At 60.3% G+C, this 18,523-nt stretch carries 15 protein-coding genes and 1 pseudogene; 10 read left to right on the top strand and 6 right to left on the bottom strand.

All coding sequences use genetic code 11. The features are described 5' to 3' along the window. Positions 1 to 52: 52 nt before the first annotated feature. From ACIQUH_RS03910 to ACIQUH_RS03900, 3 genes and pseudogenes are all read right to left on the bottom strand, one after another. A complete protein-coding gene (locus ACIQUH_RS03910; protein WP_400812717.1) occupies positions 53 to 1,249 on the bottom strand; it encodes a polysaccharide biosynthesis/export family protein in 1,197 nt (398 codons plus the stop codon). A 511-nt stretch (positions 1,250 to 1,760) separates the two neighbouring features. Beyond that, positions 1,761 to 2,091, bottom strand: a pseudogene (locus ACIQUH_RS03905) (glycosyltransferase family 4 protein); the annotation flags it as partial. A 91-nt stretch (positions 2,092 to 2,182) separates the two neighbouring features. Beyond that, positions 2,183 to 2,419, bottom strand: a complete 237-nt coding sequence (locus ACIQUH_RS03900) for a hypothetical protein (RefSeq protein ID WP_400812716.1) — start codon at positions 2,417 to 2,419, stop codon at positions 2,183 to 2,185. Positions 2,420 to 2,596: 177 nt separating this feature from the next. On the opposite strand from ACIQUH_RS03900, the gene ACIQUH_RS03895 reads away from it, so the two are divergent. The 5 genes from ACIQUH_RS03895 (at position 2,597) to ACIQUH_RS03875 (ending at position 8,003) form a co-directional block, all read left to right on the top strand. Then, positions 2,597 to 4,123, top strand: a complete 1,527-nt coding sequence (locus ACIQUH_RS03895; protein WP_400812715.1) for an ABC transporter substrate-binding protein — start codon at positions 2,597 to 2,599, stop codon at positions 4,121 to 4,123. 262 nt (positions 4,124 to 4,385) lie between these two features. Then, complete coding sequence (locus ACIQUH_RS03890; RefSeq protein WP_400812714.1) at positions 4,386 to 5,327, top strand: ABC transporter permease; 942 nt, start codon at positions 4,386 to 4,388, stop codon at positions 5,325 to 5,327. Next, positions 5,327 to 6,202, top strand: a complete 876-nt coding sequence (locus ACIQUH_RS03885) for an ABC transporter permease (RefSeq protein WP_400812713.1) — start codon at positions 5,327 to 5,329, stop codon at positions 6,200 to 6,202. Before ACIQUH_RS03890 ends, ACIQUH_RS03885 begins: the two co-directional genes overlap by 1 nt. 1 nt (position 6,203) lies before the next feature. Further along, positions 6,204 to 7,427, top strand: a complete 1,224-nt coding sequence (locus ACIQUH_RS03880; protein WP_400812712.1) for an amidohydrolase/deacetylase family metallohydrolase — start codon at positions 6,204 to 6,206, stop codon at positions 7,425 to 7,427. 81 nt (positions 7,428 to 7,508) lie between these two features. Further along, positions 7,509 to 8,003: a RidA family protein gene (locus tag ACIQUH_RS03875; protein ID WP_020011822.1), complete on the top strand. Its 495-nt coding sequence runs from the start codon at positions 7,509 to 7,511 to the stop codon at positions 8,001 to 8,003. Between the two features lie 6 nt (positions 8,004 to 8,009). Here ACIQUH_RS03875 and ACIQUH_RS03870 read toward each other — a convergent pair whose 3' ends face one another. Continuing rightward, a complete protein-coding gene (locus ACIQUH_RS03870) occupies positions 8,010 to 8,846 on the bottom strand; it encodes an IclR family transcriptional regulator (protein WP_400812711.1) in 837 nt (278 codons plus the stop codon). Between the two features lie 88 nt (positions 8,847 to 8,934). Between ACIQUH_RS03870 and ACIQUH_RS03865 the strand changes: the two genes are divergently transcribed. The 4 genes from ACIQUH_RS03865 to ACIQUH_RS03850 all read left to right on the top strand — a co-directional run bounded on the left by ACIQUH_RS03865 (position 8,935) and on the right by ACIQUH_RS03850 (position 15,105). Continuing rightward, positions 8,935 to 10,131: an aminotransferase class V-fold PLP-dependent enzyme gene (locus ACIQUH_RS03865; protein WP_400812709.1), complete on the top strand. Its 1,197-nt coding sequence runs from the start codon at positions 8,935 to 8,937 to the stop codon at positions 10,129 to 10,131. A gap of 202 nt (positions 10,132 to 10,333) precedes the next feature. Further along, positions 10,334 to 12,169 (top strand): dipeptide ABC transporter ATP-binding protein, encoded by a 1,836-nt coding sequence (locus ACIQUH_RS03860; protein WP_400812707.1) that lies wholly within the window; start codon positions 10,334 to 10,336, stop codon positions 12,167 to 12,169. 100 nt (positions 12,170 to 12,269) lie between these two features. Continuing rightward, a complete protein-coding gene (locus tag ACIQUH_RS03855) occupies positions 12,270 to 14,090 on the top strand; it encodes a TRAP transporter large permease subunit (RefSeq protein ID WP_400812705.1) in 1,821 nt (606 codons plus the stop codon). Between the two features lie 16 nt (positions 14,091 to 14,106). Beyond that, the gene (locus ACIQUH_RS03850; RefSeq protein ID WP_400812703.1) at positions 14,107 to 15,105 is read left to right on the top strand and encodes a TRAP transporter substrate-binding protein; all 999 of its coding nucleotides are present in this window, start codon (positions 14,107 to 14,109) and stop codon (positions 15,103 to 15,105) included. Between the two features lie 54 nt (positions 15,106 to 15,159). Here the strand turns inward: ACIQUH_RS03850 and ACIQUH_RS03845 are convergent, their stop codons facing one another. Continuing rightward, positions 15,160 to 16,671: an aldehyde dehydrogenase (NADP(+)) gene (locus ACIQUH_RS03845; protein ID WP_400812702.1), complete on the bottom strand. Its 1,512-nt coding sequence runs from the start codon at positions 16,669 to 16,671 to the stop codon at positions 15,160 to 15,162. 245 nt (positions 16,672 to 16,916) lie between these two features. Between ACIQUH_RS03845 and ACIQUH_RS03840 the strand changes: the two genes are divergently transcribed. Further along, entirely contained in the window at positions 16,917 to 17,297 is a 381-nt protein-coding gene (locus ACIQUH_RS03840; protein WP_400812701.1) for an antibiotic resistance protein VanZ, read from the top strand. Between the two features lie 16 nt (positions 17,298 to 17,313). Here the strand turns inward: ACIQUH_RS03840 and uxuA are convergent, their stop codons facing one another. After that, positions 17,314 to 18,522 carry a mannonate dehydratase gene (gene uxuA / locus ACIQUH_RS03835; RefSeq protein ID WP_400812700.1) on the bottom strand — a complete coding sequence of 403 codons (1,209 nt, stop codon included), beginning with the start codon at positions 18,520 to 18,522 and terminating at the stop codon, positions 17,314 to 17,316. Position 18,523: the final 1 nt, after the last annotated feature.

The raw sequence follows: 18,523 nt of genomic DNA, 5'->3' as shown, positions 1-18,523 counted from the left end.
AAGCCGCCCCGGAGACGAGGCGGCCTTGGTATCAGCGGCGAGGCGCCGACGATCAGAAAGCCCGGATGGCGTTGCGCGTCGAAAGCACGTCCTCGGCGACATTGCCCGTCGTTGCCGGTACGGAGCCGACAAGATCGAGGAACTTGTAAAGCTCGGTTGCCTGCGAATTGGTGACATAGATGATGTCGCGATCCTGCATCGGGAACTTCGTGGCGGCAAAGAAGGTCGACGGATCGCGCAGATTGGCGCGGAAGATGACCGGAACGTCCTGTCCGGGGAACTTGGACGTATTGATGCCGAGCTTCACGAGAAGATCGCGCTTGACGATGCGATAGACATAGACCTGAGCGGGGTCGGCACGGGAATCGAGCAGTCCGCCTGCTTTGCCGAGTGCATCCGAAAGCTTGAGATCGGCATCCTCGAACTCGAAACGCCCATTGAGACCCGACGCGCCGAAGGCGAGATAGGTGCGGCGCTCACGCTCCACCATGATCGTATCGCCCGGAACCACATAGATATTTTCGGATGGCGTGCTGACGAGGTGGTTATAGTTGACACGGGCCGTCTTGCCGCGGCGGATCAGCGTGACATAGGATTCGATATTCGGGGCGCTGAGGCCCTTTGCATAGGAGATGACGTCGAGAACGCGATCGCCTGCTTCCGACAGCTGAACCTTTGTCGGCTCCTTGACGTCGCCAAGCACGGAGGCCTGTGCGGAGCGGCTGGAAATCTTGGTGATGAGAACCTGCGGCTCGATGGCGCGGTTGGCGAGCCGTTCCTCGATCTCGCTCTGCACATCCTCGACGTTGCGGCCGGTGGCGCGGATCTTGCCGGCATAGGGAACGCTGATATTGCCTTCCCGGTCCACCGTCTGGTTCGGCAGGCTGATGAAGTTGCCGGGACGGCTGCCCGCATCGGCCGGGATAAACAGGCCGCCGGCCTGGCTTTCAAAGATCGCGACCGTCACCACGTCGCCGACACCCATCGGCAGCGCCGGAACACCGCCCTTGCCGCCGCCGAAACTGCCGAGCAGGGTGGTGTTTGTGGTATCGCCGACGTAGTTGAGAACGGAGCTGTTGATATCGAGCAGTGCGTAGTCGACACCTGCGGTTTTCTGCTTGTCCTTGGAGGCGAACTTCACGGAAGCGTTAGATTCGATCGATGCCGCATCGGGGCCAGAGGCCGCAGTCACCGTGCAACCCGCCAGTGCTGCAGAGGCAAGCAGAATCGAAACATTCAATAAACGCATTTTGTCCTCGAAATGAATGTCGTCCGAAAAGCAGAAATAATCCGGACATCGTATAAGTTTTTAAAAATAAGCACTTCATAAATGACACCGGTAAAGAAACTCCAAACCGGCATTACATCCGTTCAGCGGAATCGCATCCCGAGATGTTTACGTCTCCATCAGGCATATGCCCAATTTCAGACGATGCTTCAAGTTCATCATCGCTCAACTGCGCCGAAAAATTCCCGGCGAGGCACGATGTTCGAATCCCCTGATGGTGTCAGTATTGTTATGCTTCAATATTCGGTCGCTTGCCATAATCACTTCGATTTCCGCATCGCGCTAGTGCAGTTTTGTCACGCTTGCGCGGTTTCTGTTGCGGTTGATTGAAGTCAATTCCAAGCAATTGTTTTGTAAATGCTTTTACAATTTCGTCATGCCCGCTCAGCCAGCGCGAAATTAACGGTATCCGCGAATTCCTGCAAAAAACGCTCGCGCGAGAAGCGGGCGGCATTGGCGACACAGGCGTTCTTGTCGACGTGAAACTGGCCCCGCCCGGTGATGACGCCCTTGGCGACCGCGCTGCTCGAGGAAATCACGAGGTCGTAACCGCTCAGATCGAACTGTTCGATGGCGAGCGGCATCAGCGGCAGATAGGAGCGGTATTTTTTCCGGGCGAAAGGCAGCTTCTGGATGAAGGAGGTGTTGACGGGACGACCGCCAAGAAACCCCCGGTCGCGCTCGCTCATGAAATCGACAAGGCAGTACAGATCCGCGTGAGGATAAATTTCAAGAAGGTTGTGAAGCACTTTTTCGGCCCCGCCTCTGTCGGTGAGCCAGTCATGCACGATTGCCGTCTTCATGATTTCCTCAATAATTTCAACGTAATAAAAATTAATGTTCCGCCATGGAATAAAGTTTGGCGGTGTAGAATATCAGCTCTGTCTGCAGCCCTTAAAAAACACGGCTGGTGGCGTTAAATAGCGTAACGATAAATAAGAATGTGCGGTTATGTCGGTGGCGATCAGGTGTTGGTCCGCTCCTTAATAGCACTTTGTTCGCAAATGCGAAATATCCAACCTTCCGGATTTCTTTTCTTCCTTTACGGTCAAACGCCGGCCATCGTTCCCGCTGCATCGGCGGGGAAATATGGATTTCACGGCTCACCGTATTTTTTGGCGAAATTTCCATTATTTCATCGCCTTACATCCAGTTTCCATCTCTCGCATAGACCTGTCTTGCGTTTCTCCGGTCACGGAAACCCATCATCGTGCCGCATGGTCATTGACAAGGCGTCTTATCGAGATATTCTGTTATAAAGATGCATATAACATAATAATGGAGCACATAAGAGCTGGGAGCTTGACCATGAGACGTAAACTTGCATTTCTCGCCACCGCCGCTTTGCTGCTTGCGCCGGGTGTGATGATGGCCCAGGAAAAGGGCGGCGTGATCAATGTCGCCACGATCGGCGAGCCGCCGACGCTCGATCCCATGGCATCTACCGCCGATCTCGTCGGCATCGTCACGCAGCATATTTTCGAAACGCTCTATACCTTCGACAAGGGCTGGAAAGTGACGCCGCTTCTGGCGGAAAGCCTTCCCGAGATCAGCGCGGACGGCAAAACCTATACGATCAAGCTCAGGCAGGGCATCAAGTTCCATGATGGTAGCGACATGACGTCTGAAGATGTCGTCGCCTCGCTCGGTCGCTGGATGAAGATCGCCTCGCGCGGCAAACAGGCGGCCGGATTCATCGAGAATATCTCCGCGCCGGATGCAGGAACGGTGACGATCGCCCTCAAGCAGCCCTATGCGCCGCTCGCCTCGCTGCTTGCCTTCAATAATTCGGCGGCCATCATCCTGCCCGCTGAAAAGCAGGCGGAACCGATGGCCGAATTCATCGGCACCGGTCCCTATATGCTGAAGGAACGCAAGGCCGACCAGTATATCCAGCTCGTCCGTTTCGACGGTTACAAGCCGCGCGATGGCGAAAGCGACGGATATGGCGGCGCACGCCATCAGTATCTCGATGAAATTCGCTTCGTTCCGGTGCCCGATCCGAACACCCGCGTCGAGGCCGCCGTTTCCGGTCAGTATGACTACGTCGATTCCATTCCGGTGGAATCCTTCGACAAGGTGAAATCGTCGTCGGCCTCGCAACCATTGATGCTGAAGCCTTTCGGTTATCCGGTCTTCGTGTTCAACACCAAGGAGGGGCTTTCTTCCAAGCTGGAGGTCCGCAAGGCGGTAACCGAAGCGCTGAACATGGAAGACATGCTGGCGGCCGCTTTTGGCAGCACGGATTTTTATGCGCTCGATGGCGCCTATTATCCTGACAATTTCTCCTGGCATTCGGAAGAGGGCGTCGAAGGTCATTATAATGTCGGCAATCCGGAGGCCGCTGCCGAAAAGCTGAAGGCGGCCGGTTATAATGGCGAGCCGCTGCGCATTCTCACCAGCCGTCAATATGAGTTCCACTACAAGATGGCGCAGGTCGCTGCGGAATATCTGAAACTCGCGGGCTTCAAGGTGGATATGCAGGTGGTGGACTGGGCGACGCTGACGCAGCGCCGCGCCGATCCGAAACTCTGGGACATCTACATCACCCACAGCCCCTTCCTGCCGGAACCGGCGCTGATCGGTGCGCTCTCCACCGGCTCGCCGGGCTGGTGGGATACGCCGGCGCGCAAGGCCGCGGTTGATGCCTTCACCTCCGAGGCGGATCCGGACAAGCGTGTCGCGCTCTGGGCCAATGTGCAGAAGACGATCTATGACGAGCTGCCGCTGATCAAGATCGGCGACTTCAATGCCGTGGCGGCCAAGTCCAACAAGCTGGAAGGCGTCGATCCGGCTCCATGGCCTTATTTTTGGAACGCCTCGGTCACGAAGTAGGATCAGCTTGGTCTCGGGGTGCAGGGTATTACATCCGCACCCCCGTCATCCCGGCCTTGAGCCGGGATCCAGCGCGATCAAGTCCTTGATCGCAAGAGACTCTTTCACCATGCGGACGCGTGGTGGCTGGATGCCGGATCAAGTCCGGCATGACGGAAGCAAGCGTTTTTCCCGACCCTGAGTGCGAGGTGCCGGCACTCATCGTCAACCCAGTTCAACCGTCGCCTGGTCGCGGCAATCACGCACTTTGGAGCCTTCATACGTGATACGGTATATTTTCCAGAGACTTGCGGGAATGATCGTGGTGATGTTCCTGGTTGTCACCATCGTTTTCGTCATCCTGCGCGTCACGCCCGGCGACCCTGCCGCCGTGATGCTGGGGCCGGATGCCTCGGCGCAGGATATTGCGGAGCTACGCGGCAGGCTCGGCCTCGATCAGTCGCTCGGTGTGCAATATGTCTATTATATCGGTCAATTGCTGAATGGCGATCTCGGCCAGTCGATCTTTCTCAACATGCCCGTTGGATCGGCCCTGCTGGACCGGGCGGAACCGACCTTCTTTCTGACGATATTTTCGCTGCTGATCGCCAGCGTCATCGCGCTTCCCATCGGCATTTATGCCGCCTATCGCCGGGGTTCCTTCGTGGATCAGGCCGCGACCACGGTGGCGATGCTTGCGGCAAGCATTCCGAGCTTCTGGCTCGGTCTCATCCTCATGCAGATCTTTGCCGTCCGGCTCGATCTGTTCCCGGTGTCGGGTTACGGCGGGCCGGGGGCGAGCTTCCTTGAGCGGATGTATCATCTGACCCTGCCGGCAATCGCGCTCGGCCTCGTTTCCTCAGCCCTCATCCTGCGCTTCACCCGCGCCTCGATGCTGGATGTTCTGGGTGACGACTATGTCCGCACCGCCCGCGCCAAGGGCGTCAAAGAGCGCCGGGTGGTGATGAAACACGCGCTCAAAAATGCGCTGATCCCTATCCTCACCGTGCTTGGCCTCACCGCCGCCGTGCTGATTTCCGGCGCCGTCGTCACCGAGACCGTCTTCGGCCTGCCGGGCGTCGGCAATCTTGTCGTCTCCGCCGTGCTTCGCCGTGATTACCCGGTCATTCAAGGCGCGCTTCTCGTCATCGCCGGGCTTTACGTGCTCATCAATTTTGCAATCGACATGCTCTATTTGCTGGTCGATCCGAGGGTTCGTTACTGATGGCCGATATTGTTTCCACCACTCCGCCGGCGCGCAACCCGACGATCCTGTTCATTCGACGTCTCCTGAAGCGCAAGACAGTCGCCGCCGGTCTCATCGTGCTGCTCGTCTTCGTGCTGCTCGCCGTCTTCGCGCCGATGATCGCGCCTTATTCGCCATCGAAACTGTCGATCGTCAACCGGCTGAAGCCGCCGAGTGAACTCTACTGGTTCGGCACCGACGAATTCGGCCGCGACGTGTTTTCCCGCACCATCTACGCCGGAAGACTGTCGCTCCTCGTCGGGGCCGCCGTGGTGGCGCTTTCGGCGCTGATCGGCATCACGCTTGGCCTGCTCGCCGGTTTCTTCCAGAAGCTGGATACGCCGATTGCGCGCTTGATCGATGCGATGATGGCCTTTCCGGATATCCTACTGGCGATTGCGCTGGTGGCGGCACTCGGCCCGTCTTTGACGACTGTCATCATCGCGCTTGCCGTGGTTTATTCGCCGCGCCTTGCCCGCATCGTGCGCGCCTCGACGCTGGTGATCCGTGAGTTGCCCTATGTGGAAGCGGCAAAAGCGCTCGGCATTTCCACCTTCCACATCATGACGCGGCATGTGCTGCGCAATCTGGTCTCGCCGATCCTCGTGCAATGCACCTTCCTTTTCGCCAGCGCCATGCTGGCCGAGGCCGGCCTTTCGTTTCTGGGGCTCGGTGTCAGCCCTGAAATACCCACCTGGGGAACCATGATTTCCGCCGGCCGCCAATATATCGGCCAGGCTGACTGGATGACCTATTTCCCCGGCTTTGCCATCATTCTTTCCGTGCTGTCGCTGCAAATGGTCGGCGACGGGCTGCGGGACATGCTCGACCCAAGACTGCGAAGGGATTTGTAATATGTCGTCCGGCGAACAGGCGAAAAGGCCTCTTCAAGCTCCCATTCTTCTCACCAATGTCAAACCCGTCGGTTTCGGAAAGGGGGCGTCCCAGGCCTCGACCGATATTCTGATCGGCGGCGATGGCAAGATCGCCGCGGTGGGCTCAGCCCTGCAGGCGCCTGCGGATGCGCAGCGCATTGACGCCAAAGGCGCCTTCATCTCGCCCGGCTGGGTGGATCTGCATGTGCATATCTGGCACGGCGGTACCGATATCTCCATCCGCCCCTCCGAATGCGGGGCCGAGCGTGGCGTGACCACGCTGGTGGATGCCGGCTCGGCCGGCGAGGCGAATTTTCATGGGTTCCGGGAATATATCATCGAACCTTCGAAAGAACGCATCAAGGCCTTCCTCAATCTCGGCTCCATCGGTCTCGTCGCCTGCAATCGGGTGCCAGAACTGCGCGACATCAAGGATATCGACCTTGATCGCATTCTCGAAGTTTATGCCGAAAACAGCGAACATATCGTCGGCATCAAGGTGCGGGCGAGCCATGTCATCACCGGCTCCTGGGGTGTGACGCCGGTGAAGCTCGGCAAAAAGATAGCCAAGATCCTGAAAGTGCCGATGATGGTGCATGTGGGCGAACCGCCCGCACTTTATGACGAGGTGCTGGAAATCCTCGGCCCCGGTGATGTCGTGACCCATTGCTTCAACGGCAAGTCGGGCTCCAGCATCATGGAAGACGAGGACCTGTTCAACCTTGCCGAACGCTGCGCCGGTGAAGGCATCCGGCTGGATATCGGCCATGGTGGCGCCTCCTTCTCCTTCAAGGTGGCGGAAGCGGCAATTGCGCGTGGCTTGTTGCCTTTCTCGATTTCGACGGATCTGCATGGCCATTCGATGAATTTCCCGGTCTGGGATCTGGCGACGACCATGTCGAAGCTGCTGTCGGTCGATATGCCCTTTGAAAACGTCGTCGAGGCCGTCACCCGCAACCCGGCCTCCGTCATTCGGCTCGATATGGAAAACCGCCTTGATGTCGGCAGCCAAGCCGATTTCACCATTTTCGATCTAGTGGATTCCGATCTGGAAGCGACCGATTCCAATGGCGACGTGTCGCGCCTGAAGCGCCTGTTCGAGCCGCGTTATGCGGTCATCGGGGCCGAGGCGATTGCCGCCAGCCGTTATATCCCAAGGGCGCGCAAGCTGGTGCGCCACAGCCATGGTTATTCCTGGCGCTGAACCCGAATGGAATGGCGGGGCATACCCTCCGCCTTCCGCAGACATTACGGGATACCCGTCCCGGCATTATGAGGAATTCGCGTGAAACAGTCTTCGCTTGATGCAGAAGGGCACCTTTCGCCCTATGACCGACTCGCTGCGCTCGGCATCTCCCTGCCGCCGCCGCCGCCGCCGATTGCCAATTTCGTCACCCATGTGGTGGAAGGCAACATGCTTTATCTCTCGGGCCAGGGGCCACGGGAAGAAAACGGCCATCTCTATGCCGGCAAGGTGGGCGCGGAAATCGGGCTGGAAGAGGCCTATAATCATGCGCGTCTCACCGGCATCAATCTGCTTGCCGTCATGCATGAAGCGCTGGGTGATCTGTCGCGAGTGAAAAAGGTGGTCAAGCTGCTCGGCATGGTCAATGCCGTCAGCGATTTCCGCGATCACCCGAGCGTTATCAATGGCTGCTCCGATCTCTTCATCGATGTGTTCGGCGATGCGGGACAACATGCCCGCTCCGCCGTGGGTTTCGGCTCATTGCCGGGCAACATCACCGTTGAGATCGAAGCCATCGTCGCGCTCAAGGGGTGAGGCCGTTTAATGGTTGCGCCAGCCCATCAGCTTTTCGATCCGTTCCGCCGAGACCCTGACCTGTTCGGTGTAATGGTTTTCGTCCGCCAGCACCTTCTGTTCCGGCAGCACGATGGAAATCGTCGCCACACATTCGCCGTGGCTGTCGCAGATCGGCGAGGCGATGCAGGCGACGGCGTAGTCGGATTCGGCCACCTGTATCGACAGGCGGTCATGGAAAGCGGCCGCGGCCGATTGCGAAAGCGTTTCCGGATTGATTTCCGCACGGCCCGTGGGCGAGGAGCGGGCGCAGCGTCGGAAAAGTTCGAGGCGCTCTGCCTCCGGCAGGTGGCCGACGAGCAGGCGGCCGGATGCCGTCCAGTTCAGGGGAACGCGGGTGCCGACGCGGGACGCGACCTGAAAATGGCTGGGCCCATCGGCCATGGCCAGAACAAGCATATGGTCGCCGTCGCGGCCGCAAAGCTGCACAGTCTCGCCCGCATGGCGGCAGAGATCATGCATTTCGTGGGTGGCGACACCCATGAAATCCAGCGAGCGGGCATAGGCGAGGCCATAATGGTAAAGCCGCGCGCCGAGCCAGATATTGCCATCGGTATTACGGGCCAGCATGTTCTTTTCGACGAGATCGTCGATGATCACATAGACCGTGGAAAGCGGCGCCTTGATGGCTTTGGCGATGGCGTAAGCGCCGGCTGGCGATCCGGTTTCGTAAAGGTAATCAATCACCTGAAGCGCACGGTCGATGCCGCTGACGCGGGAGCGCTTGGCCGCCTTCGCATCCGGGTTTTCCGTCGCGTCGGAGAGCGCGGTTGAAGATGTTTCGTCCAGTCTATGGGCGTCCAATTTTGGCTCCTCATGCATTTTGAGAAGCTATTACATTATTATGGTATATATGTCGATGCCCATCGCATCGCAAGGACAGGAGAAAGACATGACCGAGGATATCAGAAGCAGGATCGGCCTTCGCCCGGTCATCAACGTCTCGGGCACCATGACGTCGCTCGGCGCTTCCATCGTCGTTCCGGAAGCGGTCGAGGCCATGGCGGCCATCCTGCCGCAATTCGTCGAGATCAACGATCTGCAGCGCAAGGCGAGCGCGGTGATTGCGAGACTGACGGGCGGCGAGGCTGGTTTTGTCACGGCCTCATGCTCCTCCGGCATCAGCTTGGCCGTGGCGGGAGCGATCACCGGCAACAATCTGCTGGCCATCGAAAAACTGCCTGATGTGACACCGGAAAAGAACGAGGTTCTGGTGCAGATGGGGCATGTGGTGAGCTACGGCGCACCGGTGGATCAGGCAATCCGCCTCGGCGGCGGCAAGGTGGTGCTGATCGGGCAGGCGACATCGACGCATCGTTTTCACATGGAAAACGCCATCACCGAAAAAACGGCGGCGGCGGTCTATGTCGTCTCGCACCATGTGGTGGATTACGGCCTGCTGCATCTTTCCGAATTCGTTGAAATTGCCCATGCCAAGGGCGTGCCTGTTATCGTCGATGCGGCGTCCGAATATGACCTGGAGCTGTTTCTGGCGACGGGCGCGGATGTTGTCCTCTATTCCGGCCACAAGTTCCTTGGCGGTCCCACTTCCGGCATCGTCGCCGGAAGTAAGGAACTGGTGCGCAATGCCTTCCTCCAGAATATGGGCATTGGCCGCGGCATGAAGGTCGGCAAGGAAAGCATTTACGGCGTCATGGCGGCGCTGGAAGCCTGGGAAAAGCGTGACCATGACGGCATCCGCGAACGCGAAACCGGCTATCTCAACCTCTGGAAAAAGACGCTGGATGGACGCCCGGGTGTGAAGGCGCTGATCGAGCCCGACCCGACCAATAACCCACTCGACCGGCTGCGTGTCATCATCGATGCCGAAGAGGCGCATATCACCGCATGGGACCTGACGACGGCGCTGGCTAAGGGCAATCCTCCGATCATCACCCGCGATCACGAGGTGGAGCATCGTTATTTCTATCTCGACCCCTGCAACCTGCATCCCGGTCAGGAAACCATCGTGGCCTCCCGGCTGGCGGAGGAGTTGGACAAGGCACGCGCCTCCAACGAGGTGATCGCCACACCGTTCGAAGACCGCAGCCGCCACCGTTTCGACGGCATGCTGCGCTGGCCGGACTGAGTGGAACGAGCGGGTGCGGCAGTTTTCTTCTCCCCGAGGGGGAGAAGTCCGCGGCAGCGGGATGAGGGGGCACCCTCACCGGATCCGGAAACGGCGCCCCCTCATCCGACCCTTCGGGCCACCTTCTCCCCGGCGGGGAGAAGAAACAGGTGGCAACGCCGAGCCTGAACAGTTCAAACGAGAAGAAAAGAAGGGAACGATCATGACCATGCCGCAGGCAGCACCGCTCGGTGCCGAAGATGCCGTGCTTTCCGTCCGCAACCTCACCACGTCCTTTCACGTGGATGGCGGCTGGAAACCCGTGGTGCGTGATATTTCCTTCGATGTCGGGCCGGGCGAGACGGTTGCGATCGTCGGTGAAAGTGGTTCCGGCAAAAGCGTGACATCGCTTTCCATCATGCGGCTTCTGGATCGGGAAAGCAGCAGGGTGCAGGGTGAAATCCTGCTGGGCGGTCGCAATCTGCTCTCGCTTTCCGAAGACGCCATGCGGCGGGTGCGGGGCAATGAAGTGGCGATGATCTTTCAGGAGCCGATGACCAGCCTCAATCCGCTCTTCACCATCGGCGACCAGATTTCCGAGGCTCTGCTGTGCCATCAGCCGATGTCGAAAGCGGATGCGCGGGCAGAGACGATCCGCCTGCTGGAAAAGGTCCGCATACCCTCCGCCGCCTCACGTTTCGATGAATATCCGCACCGCTTTTCCGGCGGCATGCGCCAGCGCGTAATGATCGCCATGGCGCTTGCTTCCCGGCCAAAGCTCCTGATCGCCGACGAGCCGACGACGGCGCTCGATGTGACCATTCAGGGCCAGATTCTCGATCTCATCAAAACGCTTCAGGAAGAGGAGGGCACCTCCGTCCTGTTCATCACCCACGATATGGGCGTGGTGGCGGAGATCGCCGATCGCACCGTCGTCATGTATCGTGGTGAGCAGGTGGAAGTCGGCGCGACCGCCGATATCTTCCATCGCGGCAAACATCCCTATACCCGGGCGCTTCTGTCCGCCGTTCCGGTTCTGGGGTCGATGAAGGGTGAGGAAAGGCCGCTCCGCTTTCCCATCGTCAACACCACCACGGGGGAAACGCAGGAGCCGGCACGCCCGGCCGATACCGTCGATGCCAGCGCCCAGCCGGTGCTCAAGGTGGAGGGGCTGACCAAGCGCTTCGATATCCACTCCGGCCTATTGGGTCGGCTCAGCGGACGCGTGCATGCGGTGGAGAACGTGTCCTTCGATCTGAGGGCCGGGGAGACTCTATCGCTGGTCGGCGAAAGCGGCTGCGGCAAGTCGACCACCGGTCGCGCCATCATGCGACTGATCGAGCCGGATGCGGGTTCGGTGGTCGTCAACGGCGAGAATATTCTCGCCCTCGACAAATCTGGCATGCGCGAGATGCGCAAGACGGTGCAGATGATCTTTCAGGATCCTTTCGCCTCGCTCAACCCGCGCACGACGGTGGGGGCTGCGATTGCCGAACCGTTTCTGGAGCATCGCATGGGCAGCGCCCGCGAGGCGAAGGAGGTGGTGGCCGACATGCTCAGGAAGGTCGGCCTTTCGCCGGATATGGCGGCGCGTTACCCGCACGAGTTTTCCGGCGGCCAGCGGCAGCGCATCTGCATTGCCCGCGCGCTGGCGCTGCAGCCGAAGGTCATCGTCGCCGATGAAAGCGTTTCGGCGCTGGATGTTTCGATCAAGGCGCAGGTCATCAACCTGATGCTGGATTTGCAGCAGAGCCTCGATCTCGCCTTCCTGTTCATTTCCCATGACATGGCCGTGGTGGAACGCGTCAGCCATCGGGTGGCGGTAATGTATCTCGGCGAAATCGTCGAAATCGGCCCGCGTGCGGCGGTGTTTGACAATCCGCAGCATGATTATACCCGCAAGCTGATGGCCGCGGTGCCGGTACCGGATCCGGACCGCCGGAATACGAGGCGCGGTGCGGCAAATGACGAGCTGAAAAGCCCCATCCGTCCGGTCGATTATGCGGTCAATCCGCGAGCATATCGCGAGGTTTCTCCCGGCCACCTCGTGGCGCTCTGACTGCTGCCCCGTTTTCCCGGAGCGCGGCGCTTTACACGGGAGGACATTCTTCTATACCGCTTCTGGCCGCGTGACACCGATCACGCGCGGAAGGCGGATCATGGCGGTAGCGGAAAAGCAGTGGCGCAAAAGCTTCGAGACGGCAGCGGCGGTGACGCTGTCACGCTTCGATGCCGTGCTCGGCGCGGTGGCCGCATTGATCCTTGCGGCCCTTCTCGTGGTGGTGCTGGTCAATGTCACCCTGCGATATCTGTTCCATACCGGCTTCATCGGCGCGGAAGATCTCGGCATATGGCTCAATGTGGCGATGATCGCCGTCGGCGCGCCGCTCAGTCTCAAAAGCGCATTGGCGATGCGGCTCGATGTCTTCGTGCGCTTCCTGCCGCAGCGGTTTCATGCCGCCACTGAAATTCTGGCCGATGCCTTTTCCTTCGTCGCGGCGCTCATCCTCGCTTTCGGCGGGGTGGAGATCGCGGCGATGCTGGGCGGTACTTCGCCGACGCTCGGCCTGCCGGAATGGGTGCGTTTCGGTTTTCTCGGCGCGGGCGGCGGGCTGATTTTTTTCTATCTGGCGCTTCAGCGTTTCAGCGAAGGCAAGATGCTCGCCGTTCTGCTGTCCATGGCCATCGCACTTGCGGCCTATGTTGGCCTGCCGGAGGTGTTTATCGATACGAGCCTGCCGCCGAGCCTGTTTCTGGCGCTGACGGCGGCGTTGGGACTGGTTCTGGCGGCACCGCTGGCTCACGCTTTTCTTGCCGCCGCTTATGTGGCGATTGCCTTCGGCAGCACCTTGCCGGAGCCGGCCATCGTTTCCTCGACCGTGACCGGCATGTCGAAATTCCTGCTTCTCGCCATCCCATTCTTCCTGCTGGCCGGAAGCCTGCTGACGGTATCCGGTGTCGCCAACCAGCTCGTCCGTTTCGCCGCTTCCGTCGTCGGGCACCGCCGGGCGGGTCTGGCGCAGACGACGCTTCTGACCAGCGTGCTGTTTTCCGGCGCATCCGGCTCATCGGTCGCCAACGCCGCCTTCGGCGCTTCCACCTTCCAGCCGGAACTCGTCAAACACGGCTATCCGCCGGCGCAGGCGGGCGCGATCATCGCCGCGACATCCGTGCTGGACAATGTCATTCCGCCCTCCATCGCCTTTCTGATTCTTGCCACGGCCACCAATCTTTCGGTCGGTTCGCTGCTGGTCGGCGGCTTCTTCGCCGGCGGGCTGATGGCGGTTTGCCTCGGCGTGGCAATCCATTTGAGCGTGCGCAGCGTCGATACCCTGCCACGCGCCACCGGGGCAGAGCGATGGCGCTCGGCCATTGCCGCCATACCGGCTTTCGGCCTTGGCGTCATCGTGGTGGTCGGCATCCGTATCGGCATCGTCACCACCACGGAAGCGGCTGCCCTTGCGGCACTTTATACGCTGCTTCTCGGCTTCGGTTGCCGGCTGGGCGTGGGCCGCATTTTCGCGACCTTCCGGCAATCGGCGGGGGAGGCGGCGGCAATTGGTCTTCTGATCGGCACCGCCGGCCCTTTCGCCTTCCTGCTGGCAGTGGACAATGTCTCCGGCCTCGTTACGGATTTTGTCACTGTGCTCGGCGGCAGCAAGATCGCCGTCCTGCTGCTCTCCAACCTCATCCTGCTCGCGGTTGGTCTGGTGCTGGATATCGGTGCGGCGATCCTGCTCTTCGGGCCGATCCTGCTGCCCGCTGCCGTGGCCGCCGGCATCGATCCCATTCATTTCGGTGTCATTCTGGTGGTCAATCTGATGATCCACGGTCTGACGCCGCCGCTCGGCATGCTGATCTTCGTGGTCAGCGGCGTGACCCGTGTTCCGGCGACAGCACTTTTCCGGGCGGTCATTCCCTATCTCGTTTCGCTTCTCGTTGCCCTCGCAATTTTGTGCATCTGGGCCATATTCTTCTAAGTCAGGAGTTTTCGTTATGACCATTATCGATCGCCGTCATCTCCTCAAACTCTCCGCTCTCGGGGCTGCGACGCTTGCCGCACCTGGTGTGGTGCGTATGGCGCAGGCCAGAACCCGCAGCCTCACGGTCGCGTCGCTGTTTGCCGACGACAAGCCGGAGACGAAAATATGGGTCAGGATCAGCGAGCTGGTGGAGGCGAAGCTGCCCGGTCGTTTCCGCTTCAACATCGTCAAGAGCGGTGCTCTGGGCGGTGAAAAGGAAGTGGCGGAAAACATCCGCCTCGGTTCGGTTCAGGCCAGCCTCTCCACCGTCTCTTCGCTGTCCGGCTGGGTGCCGGAACTGCAGATACTCGATCTGCCCTTCCTGTTCCGCGACGGCGAGCATGTGCGCAAGGTGGTGACGGGCGAGACGGGCGAAGAGCTGAAGACGAAGCTCGCCGCACAGCAATTCATTGCGGCCGATTTCATCAATTACGGCGCACGCCATCTTCTGACCAAGGAGCCTGTGACCCGGCCGGAACAGTTGAAGGGCAAGAAAATCCGCGTCATCCAGAGCCCGCTGCACACCAGATTGTGGAGCGCCTTCGGCATGACGCCGGTCGGCATTCCGATCACCGAGACCTATAATGCGCTGGCGACCGGGGTGGCCGACGCCATGGACCTCACCAAATCGGCCTATGCCGGTTTCAAGCTTTACGAGGTCGTGCCTTATCTGACCGAGACCGGCCATATCTGGGCTTCAGGCGTGGTTTATTACGGTGCAACTTTCTGGAACCAGCTGGATGACGAGGAAAAGGCGGTACTCACCGAGGCCTCCAGCGAAGGTGCCCGTTATTTCAACCAGTTGATCGTTGAAGATGAAGTAAAGTCCGTCGATCTTGCGCTCTCGAAAGGCGGCAAGGTGCTGCAGCCGGAAATGCCGGATGAATGGCGCAAGGGCGCGCAGGGTGTCTGGCAGGATTTTGCCGGGATTGTCGGCGGTCTCAAAAAGATTGAGGCGATCCAGTCTATCTGACGCAGCTGCGTCGAACATGAAAGGGGAAAGCGCTTTTGCGCCTTCCCCTTTGTTTTAGCGGATATCCTGCGGCAGAACGTCGGAAGGAATGTTCTGATAGGAAACCGGACGCATGAAGCGGCGGATCGACATGGTGCCGACCGAGGTCGCGCCGAAATTCGTCGAGGCCGGGTAGGGGCCGCCGTGAACCATGGCTTCGGAGACTTCAACGCCGGTCGGGAAACCGTTAGCGAGAACGCGGCCCGCCTTGCGCTCCAGGATCGGCAGCAGCTTGCGGCCAAGCTCGGCGTCGCCTGCATCGAGATGCAGGGTTGCCGTCAGCTGGCCTTCGAAGCTCTTGGCGACCTCAAGCATTTCCTCGGTGCTATCAACCGTTACGATCAGGCCGAGCGGTCCGAAGACTTCTTCGGCAAGCGCATGGTTGGCAACCCAATCCTTGCCGGAAACCCGGAACAGATACGGCGTTGCATTGCGCAGGTTGCAGGTGGTGGTCAGCACGTCCCGCACGCCGTTGCCGGCGGCGATACGGTCACGGCCGTCGCGATAGGCGGCGGCGATGCCGTCGGTCAGCATGACCTGCGGGCCGACTTCCGACAGGGCTGCGCGCGCGGTTTCAGCAACCGCATCCGCCTGTTCGGAGAGAATGACGGCGATGCCGGGATTGGTGCAGAACTGGCCTGCACCCATGGTGAGTGAACCGGCCCAGCCCTTGGCGATGGCCTCACCGCGAGCGGAAACCGCTTCCGGCAGCAGGAACATCGGGTTCACGGAACCGAGTTCGCCGAAGAAGGGGATCGGCTCGGGGCGCTGGGCGCAGAGATCGAACAGCGCGCGGCCGCCGGCGAGCGAACCGGTGAAACCGACCGCCTTGATGCGCGGATGCTGCACGAGCGCGGAACCGACATCGCGGCGGCCGCCCTGGATCAGCGAGAAGACGCCTGGATGCAGATTGTGCTTCTTGACGGCGGCGAGAACGGCTTCGGCAACGATTTCGCCGGTGCCGGGATGGGCGGAATGGCCCTTGACGACGACGGGGCAGCCGGCGGCCAGAGCAGCAGCGGTGTCACCACCGGCCGTGGAGAAGGCGAGCGGGAAGTTCGACGCGCCGAAGACGGCGACGGGACCGATCGGGCGCTGCATCAGGCGGATATCCGGGCGCGGCAGCGGCTGGCGGTCGGGCAGCGCTTCGTCGTGGCGGCGGTCGAGATAGTCACCCTTGCGGATATGCGATGCGAAAAGGCGGAGCTGGCCAACGGTGCGGCCACGTTCGCCCTGCAGGCGTCCTGCGGGCAGGCCGGTCTCGGACGAGCCGATTTCGGTGATGGCGTCGGCGCGTGCTTCGATCTCATCGGCGATGGTGTCGAGGAATGCGGCGCGCTCTTCGCGGGTGGTGTAGCCATAGCTCCAGAAGGCTTCTTCAGCAGCTTCCGCAGCCTTGTTCACCAGATCGACCGTGCCGACCGAAAAATCGAAAGCCTCGCCATGTGCAGGCTCGCTGCGGAATTTTGCTTCCGTTGCGACCCATTCTCCTGCAACCAGATGTTTGCCGTGCGGCTTGAAACTCATTGTGCTCTTCCCTGAAAATCTGATCCTGCGTGGAAAATCCACCCGACACCGCGACATGGACCGAAAGGCAACAGCACAAACGCCATCAGCCGCGATCCTCGCCCGGTTGCCTTCTGCCTTAGCCCGTGCGGGGCCTGAGCGAAAGCCGGTTTCTCAACTATTTGACCAAAAAGTGTGATTAATTGGGCGAGACGTGAAAAACACCCGCTTCCGTTTACGCGCACGGCGTTTTATATGACGTCATGATGACAAATAGACTTCCGAAATACATCGCCTGGTCGGTTTTTCTGCTGATCGTGATCGTTACAATCTGCCCGATCGGCTTTCGGCCTCACACGCTGACGACGGTCGGGATAGACCGTGCCGCCGCCTTCGCTTTCTGCTCGGCCGCCTTCGTGTTTGCCTATCCGCGCCACTGGCTCGCCGTCATCGTTGCGGGCGTCACTGCGGCTTTTGGTATCGAGGCGCTGCAGTTTCTGTCGCCCACACGGCATCCGCATCTGATGGACGCCGCGGTGAAAGCCGCCGGCGCCATAGCCGGTGGACTGGCCGCTCTTTCCTATCTCCAGTTCAGGGCACGATTGACCGCAGGTTCTCTCATCCGTCATTCCGACTCAAGGCCGTGATGACGGACTAAGGAACTCATTCGGCGCTCGTTCCCAGCCCGAAACGAGCATGTGACAGGGTGCGCTCGATGCCGCGCAGCTCTGCCAACCCCTTAAGGCGGCCGATGGCGGGATAACCGGGCTGCGCCCCGCGCGTCAGGTCGTCGAGGATTTCCTGCCCGTGATCGGGACGCATCGGAATGGTGTGGTCTTCACGGCCTTCGGCGCGACGGCGGGTTTCCTCCGACAGAAGTGCGGCGATGACGGCGACCATATCGGTGCCGCCTTCCAGATGTTCGTCCTCGAAGAAGGAGCAGGGCACGGTATCGGTGTCACGAGTCACATTGCGCAGATGCACGAAATGGATGCGATCGGCAAAACGGCTGGCGATGAAGGGCAGGTCGTTATCCGCCCGAGCGCCAAGCGAGCCGGTGCAGAGCGTCACGCCATTGGCGCGGCTGTCGACCTTTGAGAGCAGGTGGGCATAGTCCGCTTCCGTCGAGAGAATACGCGGCAGGCCGAGCAGTGGCCAAGGCGGATCATCACCATGTGCGCAGATGTTGATGCCCACTTCCTCGGCAACCGGTGTCACCTCGGAGAGAAAGTCGATCAGGTTCTGCTGCAGCCTTTCACGGTTGACGCCGTGATAGGAGCGCAGTTTTTCCAGAAGCTGGGCGAGCGTATAACCATCCGCCGAGCCGGGCAGGCCAGCGCCGATATTGCGCCCGAGCGCGGTGATTTTTGTATCCGGCATGTCGGCGAAGCGTTTTGCCGCTTCCTCCAGCAGCCAGCCCGGATAGTCGGCCCCGGCGTCCGGGCGCTTCAGAATATGAATGTCGAAGGCGGCGAAATCGGGAAGATCGAAGCGCATCGCCTTTGCGCCGTGTCTGGTTTCCCAGCGCAGGTCGGTGCGGGTCCAGTCCAGCACCGGCATGAAATTATAGCAGACGGTGCGGATGCCGGAGGCGGAGAGGCGGCGCAGGGTTTCCTGCCAGTTGGCGATGTGATTTTTCCAGTCGCCGGTCTGGGTCTTGATATCTTCGGAGACGGGCACGCTTTCAACCACGTCCCAATAAAGCCCGCCGGCCTTGATCGCCTCATGCCGTTTGGTGATTTCGTCCACCGGCCAGACGTCACCGGTGGCGATGTGGTGCAACGCGCTGACGATGCCTTCCGCACCCGCCTGAGCCGCATCCTGAACCGTGACCTTGTCGACCGGGCCGAACCAGCGCCATGTATGTCTCATC

Origin of the sequence: Agrobacterium sp. NPDC090283 (assembly GCF_044769685.1) — a bacterium.
Taxonomy (GTDB): Bacteria; Pseudomonadota; Alphaproteobacteria; order Rhizobiales; family Rhizobiaceae; genus Agrobacterium.
Note: the sequence above shows the minus strand (reverse complement) of the source record. Positions and strands in the feature narration are given on the sequence as shown.